The organism is Rudanella paleaurantiibacter (assembly GCF_009184635.1).
Lineage (GTDB): Bacteria > Bacteroidota > Bacteroidia > Cytophagales > Spirosomataceae > Rudanella > Rudanella paleaurantiibacter.
This window is the reverse complement of sequence record NZ_WELI01000001.1, coordinates 1,190,975-1,203,390: the sequence shown is the minus strand read 5'-3', so window position 1 is coordinate 1,203,390 and position 12,416 is coordinate 1,190,975. Positions and strand designations below refer to the sequence as shown.

The window sequence follows — 12,416 nt, the reverse complement described above, 5'->3', positions numbered from 1 at the left end:
GTTGTTACGCTGAGATACACAGAGAAAAGTGAGGTACGCTGAGAAGTACATGTACCTCTGTGAATCTCCTCTTACTCTGCGCATCTCTGCGTAACAACCTCATTCACTCATTACAATTATGAAACGAAACTTCATATACGCTGCCCTTCTGGCCCCGGCTCTGCTGCTGGCTAGCTGTAAGGAAAGCTTCATAGAACGGCCCTCGCTGTCGGGCACCACCACGGGCAACTATTACAACAATGCCGAAGAGGTACGGGCGGCTACCAGCACCCTGTACAGCGGCCTGCCCTGGCGCAATTACGAAAGCCGGGCGCAGGATGCCATCGGCGATGTTCTGGCCGGTAACATGTTTACCTATACCGACACGGAGTACCTGAATTTTACGATCTCGGCGGCCTCCGAACGGATTGGGGCTTCGTGGGGAGCGTTTTACAAGATCATCGGCTATGCCAACGTGATGATCAAAACGTTCGAGGAAAAGAAAGCCGCCGGGGGTGGTGCCGCGTACCTCGACCCCGCCATTGCCGAGAGCCGTTTTATCCGGGGGCTGGTGTACTTCTACATCGCCCGCACCTGGGGAGCCGCCCCCATCATTACCGATCCGGGTGCAACCGCCCTATCTGGTGACTTCAACATTCCCCGGTATCTCCAGAAAGATGTACTTCGCTTTGCGCTGGAAGACTTGCAGGCTGCCGAGAAGGGGCTGCCCGAATCAGACGTACCGGGCCGCGTCACGAAGTATGCCGCTAAAGCGCTGATGGCTAAGCTGTACCTGTACCAGAAAGACTACGCCAACGCCAGAACCAAAGCCGAGGAGGTAATCAACTCGGGTAAATACACGCTGGTGAGCGACTACACCGGTATGTTTACCAAGGCGAGCATGAACAACAATGCCGAGTCGATCTTTTCGATTCAGCATCAGTTTTCGCAGGACCCCTGGGGGACGGGCAACATCAAAAACCCCGACCGGGGCGCGGGTGCGCTGCGCACGTCTGAAGCCGATGCCTGGGAAATGTACGTGCCCTCGCTTGATATGCTGAAAGAATACGAGTTTGGCGACCTGCGTCGGCGGTGGTCGGTGATGGAACACGGCTGGACGAACCCCAGCTGGAAGCCCCAACGCGCCAACGCACCGAAGTATAACGAGTTTATGGCCAACGGATTCCGGTACGACACCCTCCAGCCCGTTGAGGCCGGTGGCAGCCTAAGCCCTACCCGGTCGAACATCGTGAAATACTTTGCCGGGCCGGGCAAGAGCTTCGGCGGGGAGCCGGTGCTGGGGCAGAACTCAGGTAACAACGTGGTATTGCTGCGCTACGCCGATATTCTGCTTATTTATGCCGAGGCTATTCTGGCCGGGCAGGCTTCTACCTCCGATGCCAAAGCCCTCGACGCGCTCAATCAGGTACGGAAACGGGCGGGCCTGAACCCCAAAACGAGCATTACCAACGACGATATTCTGCACGAGCGCCGGGTTGAGTTTGCCTTTGAGGGCGACTACTGGTACGATATTCAGCGGCAGGGCTTCGCCAAAGCCAAGGCGATTATCGAAAAGCAGAACCGGGGCACCGTCACCGGGGCCGTGTACCTGACCAACTTCACCGAAGACAAGATGTATCTGCCCATTCCGGCGGGCGAAATTGTGCAGGCCCCTGCTCTGGGCAAAGACCCTGTTCCGTATTACAAGTAATCACCTCACCCCCGACCTCTCTCCTTCGTACGAAGAGGGGCCGGGGGTAAGGTCAAACTGACTATCAAATGACTTTCTATAAACTCATTCCCATAGCAAGCTTTGCCCTGTTGGCGGGGTTTGGCCTGACTTCCTGCGAAAAAGACACCGACGGCCGCCCGCAGATTCAGCCGGGCACCCCCGTTGCCACCAAGATTATGCCCGACTCGGCCGCGAGCGGGGCGGTCGTGACCCTCACCGGCAGTGGTTTGGGCGACATACGCACCATCGTGTTTGAGAAACTGAGTGTACCAGCCGGTTTCCAACCGACGCTCAACACGGCCGAAACCCTCATTTTCCGTATTCCAACCGAAGCAGCGGGCGGCCGGCAAAACATCACCTTTACCAATAGCGCGGGGCAGTCGGTCTCGATTCCGTTTAAGGTACTGGCCTACCCTTCCGTTGCCGATGTATCGGATTACAACTTCTCGAAGGGCAAGACCATCACCATCACGGGCAATAACTTCGACGATGTGACGTCTGTGGCCTTTGCCGACTCGGTGAAGGGCATTTCGGACCCGGCCACAATCGTATCTAAGGTGAAAAAGCAACTGGTCATTCAGATGCCTGCCTCAACCCTCACCCGCGGAACGCTTGCCATCACGAACGGTACCGGCCGGATTCGGACCCGGCAGGAGTTCGTCAACGTTGACCGGGCCTATCAGGTCTTCACCGATACCTACGGCACGGGCTATCAGGACGGTTCGTGGGGCGATGCGGGTACGGTAACCTCCAAAGAGTTCAGAAACGGGGCGGCCTCGGCGAGCAAAACCTTCCAGAAAGGTAACTGGCACCTGCTGGCCTTCGCCAACTGGTCGGCCTCGGCCATTAGCTACTCCAACGAGTACACCTACGTAACCGGCTGGATCAAAGGCGCATCAGCCGATTACTCGCTCTACCTCACCACCGACGCCAGCAAGGCCGGTTTTGGGGAGTTTGTAGAGGCTAACCGAATCGATGTGAAAGCCAATACATGGACGTACTTCAAACTGAAGCTCTCGGACATGGACTTCTGGTTGCCCGGCAAAACGCTCAAGCAACTCGGTTTCCGCATCAAGGGCCCCGACAAACAGGATGAAACGTTCTACTTCGACGACATTATGCTTGTGAAATAAGCTTCTCTTTCCCCAGTCAGAACCATCATGAGTTGGCCACACCCAGCCTCTCATGATGGTTTTTTAGCTACTCTCCCCCTGCCGACGGCCCCGGCCCGTACCGGATACGTATAATTTCGTCGTTGACTGCTTCTACCCTTAGAAGCTGTTTGAGTTAGCGATTTGAGACCGTAGGGAGCAGATTTTGGTTGCTGACAAGCCAACTTTTGCCCGTCGTAGCGGTTGCTACGGCCCAAAAAAGTGGCGCAGACAGCGCCCAAAAGATGCCCTTACGGGCCAAAGGGATTAACTCAAACAGCTTCTTACGATCATCAAATGCTGAGGCTATTCCTCCGACTCCTTTTATGCGCCTTTATGTTTATTCGCTCTGCGCCTTCCTGCTCACCCTGAGTGGGTCTCAGGCGCAACCAGCTATCGAATCGGTTCGACTGAATCAGATCGGCTTCTACCCGGATGCCCCCAAAGTAGCGGTCGTTATCGGCGAAGCGGCCTACGAACCCGCCGGGTCCACATTTCAGATCACAACGCCCGATGGCAAAACGGTTCTGTTCACAGGCCCACTGAGCGAACCCCGCCGAAACGAGTTTTCGGGGCGCATGACCCGGCTGGCAGATTTCTCGGCCTTCAAAACGCCCGGCACATACCGGGTTGCTGTGGGGCGCATGGCCCGCTCGTACCCGTTTCAGATCAATGTCAACGTACACCGTGACGTGGCGGTCGGATCGCTCAAAGGGTTTTATTTCCAGCGCACGGCCATCGACCTGCCCGAGAAACACGCCGGACGCTGGCACCGCCCGGCGGGCCACCCCGACACCCGCATACTGGTACACCCGTCGGCGGCCTCGGCCACACGCCCGGCGGGCAGCACACTTGCATCGCCCTTAGGCTGGTACGATGCCGGCGACTACAACAAGTACATTGTCAATTCGGGCATTACGATGGGCACCCTGCTGTCGCTGTACGAAGATTTCCCCGACCTGTGCCGGGCCTTGAACACCAACATTCCCGAAAGCGGTAACCGCCTGCCCGACCTGCTCGATGAGTCGCTCTGGAACCTGCGCTGGATGCTCACCATGCAAGACCCCGCCGACGGGGGCGTGTACCACAAACTGACCAACCCCCGTTTCGACGGGATGGTAATGCCCGACAAGGCCGTGAAAGAACGGTACGTGGTGCAGAAAAGCGTAACAGCCGCCCTCGACTTTGCCGCCGTGATGGCACAGGCAAGCCGGGTATTCAGGCCATTTGGGCGCGAACTGCCCGGTTTGGCCGACTCCTGCCGGGCGGCCGCCGTTCGGGCGTGGGGCTGGGCCAAACAAAACCCTAATGCCCTCTACGATCAGGACGCCATTAACCGCCAATTCGACCCCGACATCAGCACGGGCACCTACGGCGACCGCGACGCGAGCGACGAGTGGATTTGGGCCGCTGCGGAGCTGTATCTGACCACCAAAGACGACGCGTACTATACGGCCGTCAATCTGTTTCCTGACACCAAAACCCCGCTGCCGTCGTGGGCACAGGTCCGCACACTGGCGTATTACTCGCTCGCCCGATTTTCGAAAGAGCTGACAGCGCGTGGCAAAGCCGATCTGCCGAAGATAAACGGACACCTGGTTAGCCAGGCCGATTCGCTCTTGGCTGGCACCGACAAGCAGGCTTACGGAACCGTGATGGGGCGGTCGGCACGCGATTTTATCTGGGGGAGCAGCGCCGTAGCCGCCAATCAGGGAATTGCCCTGATTCAGGCCTACCGGCTGACCAAAAACCGGCGGTATCTAACCGCGGCCCTCGGCAATCTGGACTATCTGCTGGGCCGCAACAGCGTGGGCTATTCGTTTCTGACGGGTTTTGGCGACAAAACGCCCCTGCGCCCACACCACCGCCCGTCGGTAGCCGATGGTATTGATGAGCCGGTACCGGGTCTGCTGTCGGGTGGCACCAACGCCCGGGCAGCTCAACAGGACAAATGCGCGGGGTACGCTACCAACATTCCCGACGAGGTTTTTATTGATGCCGATTGCTCATATGCCTCCAACGAAATAGCCATTAACTGGAACGCCCCCATGGTGTATCTGGCTACGGCCATCGAAGCCTTACAGCGGAGCTTTTAAGTGTATTTGCGCTAAAGTTTTGTAAAACCTGTACAATGGAGCGATGCTCCGTTGGGCCGCCAGGCCAGAAAGGCTACTTAATTGGCTTAACAGCCCAACGGAGCACCGCTCCATTGTACAGGAAACTAAAAACCATCATTTATGAACCGTCTTCTTCCCTTTGCCTTCCTCATTATCTTCCTTTCCCCCGCTTTTGCGCAGGTGCGGATGGCGCGTTTGTTTTCTGACCATGTGGTGCTGCAACGCCAACAGGCCATTCCGGTATGGGGCTGGGCCAAACCCGGCGAAACCGTGCGGGTGACGCTGGCGGGCCAAACCGGACAAGCCAAAGCCGATGCGTCGGGCAAATGGACCGTACGGCTGGCCCCGCTCGAAGCAGGCGGGCCGCACGAGTTGGTAGCCTCGACCAAATCGGGGCAGGCCAAAGCCACCGACGTGCTGGTCGGCGACGTATGGCTCTGCTCCGGGCAGTCGAATATGGAATGGCCCGTGAAGCAGGCCGACAACTACGAGAACGAAAAGAAAAACGCCAATTTTGGACAGATACGGCACTTTCGGGTCGAGCATGAGCTGGCCCTAACACCCGAAACCGACCTAAAAACGGGCGACTGGAAAGTGTGTTCGCCCAAAACCGTTGGTGATTTTACGGCCGTCGGTTTCTTCTTCGCCCGCGAGCTGACCCAAAAATTGGGCGTGCCCGTCGGGCTGCTCCACTCGTCGTGGGGGGGCTCACAGGCCGAGGGCTGGATTAGTAAAGAAGGCATGGCTACCCACAACGACCTGCGGCCTATTGCCCAAACCCTGCCCACCAACTGGCAACAGGCCGACAGCCTTGTCGACTACAAACTCCGCAAACAGTTGCTAAAAGGAGACAACATCAGCCCCACCGCAGCCGACGAAGCCCGCTACCTCACGGCCAACTTTGACATTTCGGGTTGGCGGGCGAGCGACCCGTTTGGGCAGTGGGACTGGAAAGGCATGAGCGGGTTTCGGGGTACGGGGTACATGGCCCGTAACATCGAGATACCGGCGACCCTAGTCGGTACAACTACTACCCTCGCTTTGGCGGAAAACGACAGCCCGAACGAGATTTACATCAACGGGCAGCGCGTAGCCGAGGGTGTACTGACGGGCGTTCGGAGAATCACAATCCCCGCCAACACCTGGAAAGCGGGCACCAACCTGCTCATGATTAAGTTCGGCAATGCGGTCAGGTTGCCGTGGTTCGGGCTGGGGCTTCAGGGCTCACCCAACGACCTTTATGTAGCTGGTGAGGGCGTTAAAATAAGCCTTACCAATGGCTGGCGCATTATGCCCTCCTTTGCCGAAAAGCACACCTACACCCGGTTTATGAACAACCTGGCCACTGGCTTGTACAACGCCATGATTCACCCGCTGGTGCCGTTTGGAATTCGGGGTGCCCTCTGGTATCAGGGCGAAACGAACGCGGGCCGGGCGTACCAGTACCGCCAAACGTTTCCGCTCGTAATTACTGACTGGCGTAAGAAATGGGGCTACGAATTCCCGTTTTATTTCGTGCAGCTATCGAGTTACGGAGCCACGCAAAACAGCAATCAGGGCAGCAATTGGGCCGAACTCCGCGAAGCGCAAACGCTGACTCTGGCCCTGCCCAAAACAGGTATGGCCGTTACGACCGATGTTGGCAACCCCAACGATATTCACCCCACCAACAAGCAGGACGTAGGCCACCGGCTGGCTGTGATCGCCCTCAAACAAGCGTACAGGCAGGCCGGCCCCGATGGCTCACCGTTGTATCAGAGCCTTCGGACAGACGGTAACAAAGCCATTGTTAGCTTCCAGTATGCCGGTGGTGGCCTCATGGCCAAAGACAAATACGGCTATGTGCGCGGTTTCGAGATAGCGGGTGCCGACAAGGTGTTTCACCACGCGCAGGCTCAGATTCAGGGCAGTAACGTCGTGGTCAGCAGCCCTCAGGTAGCCAACCCCGTTGCGGTGCGCTACGGCTGGGCCGATGCTCCCGTTGACGCCAACCTGTTCAGCGCCGATGGCTTTCCGGTGAGCCCCTTCCGCACCGATACCTGGCCCGGCCTGACCGAAAAAAATAAGTTTGAGTAACCCCATACCCCTCTTCCCGACAAACGCCGAATGCGCTTTTCTCTGTCCCTGCTGATTGCTCTCACAGCCTGCACTCTTTTGCGTGTGCAGGCCGACCCACGCCCGCGACTTATTGACCCCAAGGCCACCCGCGAAACCAAAGCCCTGTACCATAACCTGCACCGGCTGTCCCGCCAACACGTTTTGTTTGGGCATCAGCACGCTACGGAGTACGGGCACGGATGGTCGGGCGAGGCCGGGCGTTCCGACGTAAAGTCGGTGAGTGGGTCGCACCCGGCCGTGATTGGTGTCGATTTCAGCGGCTTATCGGGGCGCTCGCCCGAAGCAGTCGGGCAGGCCAAAGCGTTGCTACGGCAGCAAATTTCCGACACCTACAACCGGGGGGGCGTGGTCACGGTAGCTTGGCACTTTACCAATCCGGTGACGCCCCAAACCGGTTTTTACTGGAAAGATTCGGTCACGGCCCCGGCCGTGCGGCACCTGATTCCGGGCGGATCGCATCATACCGAGTACAAACGCATTCTGCAAACGGTGGGTAGCCTGGCCCACGAAACCCGTGGCCACAATGGCAAGCCCGTACCGATGATTTTCCGGCCGTACCACGAGCTCGACGGCGGCTGGTTCTGGTGGGGAAAACCGCACTGTTCGCGGGAGGAATTTACCAAGCTGTGGCAGTTCACGGTTTCGTACCTGCGCGACAGCCTGCAGGTGCACAACTTTATTTACGCCTTCTCGCCCGATTGTCTCTACCAAACCGAGGCCGAGTACCTCGACCGCTACCCCGGCGATGCGTGGGTTGATCTGGTGGGGGTTGATAATTACGCTGATTTTGGCCGCAACGGTCGGTACAATGTAGCGGCTGGCATCGCTAAGCTCAAAATCGTGTCCGACTACGCCCGGAAAGCGGGTAAGCTGGCGGCCTTTACCGAGACGGGGCTGGAGTCGATTCCCGACACAAGCTGGTGGACCAATACCCTGCTTCGGGCACTCAGAACTGACGATATGCGGCTCTCGTACGTGCTGGTATGGCGCAACGACACCCGGAGCCCTACGCACTATTACGCGCCATTTCCCGGTCAGGCGAGTGTGCCCGATTTTCTACGGTTTTACAACGACCCGGCCACCCTCTTCGAAAACGACCTGCCCCGCCTGTACCGCCGGAAACGGTGGCTGTTGTTTTAGCGGGCATCGAATTAACCATCCTGCACTTTTTCTGCCCCTTCCTCCGTATCTTTGCGCCCTGTTTTTGTGACGCAACCTGATGGCAACAACTATGCTTCGCATCGCCCTGCAAAAGTCCGGGCGACTGAGTGAAGACTCCTACCAACTGTTTAAAGAGTGCGGTATCCGTTTCGACTACGGAACCGGCAAACTCAAATCAGTTTCTTCAAACTTCCCGGCGGAATTTCTGTTCCTCCGCGACGATGATATTCCTGGCTATGTAGAAGACGGCGTGGCCGATCTGGGCATTGTGGGCGAAAACGTGGCCGTCGAAACGGGCCGCGCCGTGCAGACAGTCCATAAACTGGGCTTCTCGAAGTGCCGCCTGTCCATTGCGATTCCGCGGGGCGAGACCTACAACTCCCTGCACGACCTGAACGGGAAAAACATCGCGACCTCGTACCCCCGGCTGCTGGGCAACTACCTCGCCGAACAGGGCGTAACGGCGCAGATTCACGAAATCAGTGGGTCGGTAGAGATTGCCCCGAGTATCGGGCTGGCCGAAGCCGTGTGCGACATCGTGAGCTCGGGCAGTACACTGCTGAGCAACGGGCTGAAGGAAGTGGAAACTATTTTCCGCTCCGAGGCCATCATGATTGCCAGCAACGACCTGGAAGCCGAAAAGCAGGCCCTGCTCGACAAACTCCTGTTCCGAATCAAAGCGGTGCAAGCGGCTAAAAACAACAAGTACATCGTGCTGAACGCGCCCAACCACGCGCTGGAGCAGATTACGTCGTTGCTGCCGGGCATGAAAAGCCCTACCGTAACCCCGCTGGCTACCGAGGGTTGGAGCTCTGTGCACTCGGTGCTGAACGAGAACGACTTCTGGGAAAACATCGAAGCCATCCGGGCCGCTGGCGCACAAGGCATTCTGGTAATCCCGATTGAAAAGATGATTTACTAAAAAAAGTAGGTAGGAGTGAGGAGATAGGAGTGAGGAGTCGCTGACGCGTCAGTAATTCTCACTCCTCACTCCTATCTCCTCACTTCTCACTATGAACATCATCCCCTTCCCACCCCGCTCCGAATGGTCGGCTCTGCTGGCCCGGCCGGTGCAAAAAAGTGACCAAATTGAGGCTATCGTGGCCCCTATTCTGCGACAGGTGCGGGAGCAGGGCGACGCGGCTCTGTTGGAGCTGAGCCAACGATTTGATAAGGTTAATCTGGACGAAATTGGTCTGGAAGTGTCGGCCGCCGAGCTCGATGCCGCCGAGGCTCAACTGAGCGACGAACTCAAAGCCGCCATCCGGCAGGCTTATGGGAACATCCGCACATTCCACGAGGCTCAGAAGCAGCCGATTCAGAAAATCGAAACCATGCCCGGTGTCAGCTGCTGGCGTCGGAGCGTCGGTATCGACAAGGTCGGTCTGTACATTCCGGGTGGCACGGCACCCCTCTTCAGCACGGTGCTCATGCTGGGCGTACCGGCTCAGTTGGCCGGTTGCCGCGAGGTAGTACTTTGCACACCTGCAACCCACCCGGCTGTGTTTTTTGCGGCCAAACTGGTGGGCGTTACGCGGGTGTTTCGGGTAGGTGGGGCACAGGCCGTAGCGGCTATGGCCTACGGTACGGCTACTATCCCGCAGGTGTACAAAATTTTTGGTCCAGGTAATCAGTACGTTACGGCGGCCAAAATGCTCGTGGCGAAAGAAGGTGTTGCTATCGATATGCCCGCGGGCCCGAGTGAGGTGGCTGTGTATGCCGACGACACTGCCGTGCCCGCCTTTGTAGCTGCCGACTTGCTCTCGCAGGCCGAACACGGTGCCGACTCGCAGGTGTTGCTGGTATCGACGAGCAAAAAACTGGTTACGGCCGTTAATCTGGTGCTCGATACGCAAATGAGCCGCCTACCCCGTCGGGATTTGGCCGCTCAGGCCATTCAGAACAGCAAGGCCATTCTGGTTGATACGCCCGACGAAGCGATTGAGCTGCTTAACCAATACGCGGCCGAGCACTTGATTCTGAGCGTTCAGGACGCTGAAACCGTGGCCGAACGCATCACCAACGCCGGTTCTATTTTCCTGGGCAACTACACCCCCGAATCGGCGGGCGATTATGCGTCGGGAACCAATCACACCTTGCCCACCAACGGCTTTGCACGGGCATACAGCGGGGTTTCGCTCGATTCTTTTGTGAAGAAAATCACCGTTCAGCACATCAGCCCGGAGGGCCTGCAGGTACTCGGGCCCGTTGTCGAAGCGATGGCCGAAGCGGAGTCGCTCGATGCCCACAAGCGTGCGGTGAGTATCCGGCTGGCGCAACTACAGGCGTAACCGAACAGGCATTTACAAAAAAGGAGGGCTTATCAATGCGTTGATAAGCCCTCCTTTGCATTTCCCAGTCGGCAAACCGTAACATCCGTTTACCAGCCCGGATTTTGGGTCAGCTTGGGATTCGTAATGATGTCGCCCGTCGGGATAGGGTAATAATAATGCTTGTCGGTCCACCGGCGCGGAATGTTGTTGAGCCAGGTCAACTCGCCCGACGTGTCGCCAGCAATCAGTTGCGAGTTCGGCTTACCGGCTACAATCGGTGCCACTTCCACATAGGTCACGCCCGGCACTTTGGTGGCCGGTGGTGTCTTGAAAAAGGCCACATCCATCACCCCGTCTTCGTTGAGGTCCATCGGCGTATTGAGCTGCGGTACATACATCCCGTTCCACTCCATCTGCATCAGTTCGCCCCGGCGCCAGCGCACAATATCGTCGAACCGGAAGCCTTCGAGGCACAGTTCAATACCCCGCTCCCGGCGTACCTCCAGCAGAATTGGGTCAGTAATGCCGGGGAAATAATTGGCTTGCAGATACGGGTCAACCACGGTCGGCCGGGTGCTCAGCCCCCCTGTAATACCAGCCCGCTTGCGCAAAGCACCTACGGTCAGGGCCCAGTCGGCATCGGTCAGGGTACCCAATTCAGCTTTGGCCTCGGCATAGGCGAGTAACACCTCCGCATACCGGAAAATCGATACCGAGTTGATATTCAGGTCACGGGTATCGTAATACATATCGTCGAGGGCCCACTTGATGGGCATGTAGCCCGTGTAGGTGTACGAGAACAAAGGCGGAGACGGCACCACCGCGCCCCCACTCGTCCGCTTATAGTCGCCCGCCCGAATAGTCTGCGTCAAACGCTTGTCGCGGTTTTTTACCTCATCCTTAAACAACATGGTTTTGTAGTTCGGATTGTTGGTAAAAGGCGTTCCGTCGATGTTCAGGTAAGTGTTGATAAACGTCCGAATAAAGCTCGCTTTATCGCCGTAGGTACCGCTTGTCCAGTACCAGTTAGCATCGTTGAGATTGTTCAGAGCCAGGTCGCACACGGCCGAGAGCATCACCTCAGTGGCCATCGGCGCCGGGTTGATAAACACCTGCCGGTACGACTTATCGGTACCTGCCCCATCGTATAGTTTGTAGCCACCTTCGTCAATTACCTTTTTGGCAGCCGTAGCGGCCTGATTCAGCCACGCGGCCGACGTACTCTGCAAACCAATATTGGCGTGGTATTTCCGAAACGTACCCTCGTGCAAACACACCCGCGCCTTAAACGCAAAAGCCACGTATTTGGTAATGAGGCTGCGCGTAGGCTCGCTGTTGGTGGTAATGTTGTTGCAGGCATAATCCAGATCGGCCAGTACCGAGTCCATCACCATAGCGCGGGGGTCGCGCCCCTTGTACAGAATGTCGGTATCGGTCACGTCGAGGGCTTTCCCGATCCAGGGCACATCGCCAAACCGCTTCACCTTATCGAAGTAAAACCAGGCCCGGAAAAACCGGGCAATACCGAGGTAGTTGCGCCGAACATTCAGCGGAACTTTGGGGTCGGTACAGTTCTGGATAAAGTAATTGATATTGCGCAGATCGGTCCAGGTCCAACCTGTGCTAACCTGCGGGCTGAAGTTTCCCTCGGTGATATACGGCGGAGTATCTTTCCGGGCCAGATAGTCCGACATGGCGTCGGCCCGGTGGAGATTCTTACCGTTCAACATGTTGTAAAACGAGTTGGTGTACAGCACCAGACCGCTCTCGCTACTAAAAATGGGTCCTTTCGAGGTGGTGGCTACGGGCAGTTCCTCCAGTTCACAACCGACCAGCAACACAGCCGCCAGTAAAACAAAAATATAGTTGAGCTTCATGAGCTTGA

Annotated in this window: 8 protein-coding genes; 7 read left to right on the top strand and 1 reads right to left on the bottom strand. The window is 57.3% G+C overall.

The window, feature by feature from the left end; all coding sequences use genetic code 11:
• Nucleotides 1-118 precede the first annotated feature (118 nt).
• From F5984_RS04595 to hisD, 7 genes are all read left to right on the top strand, one after another.
• Entirely contained in the window at nucleotides 119-1,690 is a 1,572-nt protein-coding gene (locus F5984_RS04595; RefSeq protein ID WP_152123050.1) for a RagB/SusD family nutrient uptake outer membrane protein, read from the top strand.
• A gap of 68 nt (nucleotides 1,691-1,758) precedes the next feature.
• The gene (locus F5984_RS04590; RefSeq protein ID WP_152123049.1) at nucleotides 1,759-2,844 is read left to right on the top strand and encodes an IPT/TIG domain-containing protein; all 1,086 of its coding nucleotides are present in this window, start codon (nucleotides 1,759-1,761) and stop codon (nucleotides 2,842-2,844) included.
• A gap of 344 nt (nucleotides 2,845-3,188) precedes the next feature.
• On the top strand, nucleotides 3,189-4,958 hold the full coding sequence (locus F5984_RS04585) for a glycoside hydrolase family 9 protein (protein ID WP_152123048.1): 1,770 nt from the start codon (nucleotides 3,189-3,191) through the stop codon (nucleotides 4,956-4,958).
• A 141-nt stretch (nucleotides 4,959-5,099) separates the two neighbouring features.
• Nucleotides 5,100-7,055, top strand: coding sequence for a sialate O-acetylesterase (locus F5984_RS04580; protein ID WP_152123047.1), 1,956 nt, complete (start codon nucleotides 5,100-5,102; stop codon nucleotides 7,053-7,055).
• A gap of 30 nt (nucleotides 7,056-7,085) precedes the next feature.
• Nucleotides 7,086-8,237 carry a glycoside hydrolase family 26 protein gene (locus F5984_RS04575; RefSeq protein WP_152123046.1) on the top strand — a complete coding sequence of 384 codons (1,152 nt, stop codon included), beginning with the start codon at nucleotides 7,086-7,088 and terminating at the stop codon, nucleotides 8,235-8,237.
• Nucleotides 8,238-8,316: 79 nt separating this feature from the next.
• Entirely contained in the window at nucleotides 8,317-9,180 is an 864-nt protein-coding gene (gene hisG / locus F5984_RS04570) for an ATP phosphoribosyltransferase (RefSeq protein ID WP_152123045.1), read from the top strand.
• Nucleotides 9,181-9,271: 91 nt separating this feature from the next.
• Nucleotides 9,272-10,549 carry a histidinol dehydrogenase gene (gene hisD, locus F5984_RS04565; RefSeq protein ID WP_152123044.1) on the top strand — a complete coding sequence of 426 codons (1,278 nt, stop codon included), beginning with the start codon at nucleotides 9,272-9,274 and terminating at the stop codon, nucleotides 10,547-10,549.
• A gap of 89 nt (nucleotides 10,550-10,638) precedes the next feature.
• Here hisD and F5984_RS04560 read toward each other — a convergent pair whose 3' ends face one another.
• Nucleotides 10,639-12,408, bottom strand: a complete 1,770-nt coding sequence (locus F5984_RS04560) for a RagB/SusD family nutrient uptake outer membrane protein (RefSeq protein ID WP_152123043.1) — start codon at nucleotides 12,406-12,408, stop codon at nucleotides 10,639-10,641.
• Nucleotides 12,409-12,416 lie beyond the last annotated feature (8 nt).

Coding starts and splice junctions, on each gene's coding strand:
- F5984_RS04575 (WP_152123046.1), top strand. CDS start 7,086: ATGCGCTTTTCTCTGTCCCTGCTGATTGCTCTCACAGCCTGCACTCTT.
- hisD (WP_152123044.1), top strand. CDS start 9,272: ATGAACATCATCCCCTTCCCACCCCGCTCCGAATGGTCGGCTCTGCTG.
- F5984_RS04590 (WP_152123049.1), top strand. CDS start 1,759: ATGACTTTCTATAAACTCATTCCCATAGCAAGCTTTGCCCTGTTGGCG.
- F5984_RS04560 (WP_152123043.1), bottom strand. CDS start 12,408: ATGAAGCTCAACTATATTTTTGTTTTACTGGCGGCTGTGTTGCTGGTC.
- F5984_RS04595 (WP_152123050.1), top strand. CDS start 119: ATGAAACGAAACTTCATATACGCTGCCCTTCTGGCCCCGGCTCTGCTG.
- F5984_RS04580 (WP_152123047.1), top strand. CDS start 5,100: ATGAACCGTCTTCTTCCCTTTGCCTTCCTCATTATCTTCCTTTCCCCC.
- F5984_RS04585 (WP_152123048.1), top strand. CDS start 3,189: ATGCGCCTTTATGTTTATTCGCTCTGCGCCTTCCTGCTCACCCTGAGT.
- hisG (WP_152123045.1), top strand. CDS start 8,317: ATGGCAACAACTATGCTTCGCATCGCCCTGCAAAAGTCCGGGCGACTG.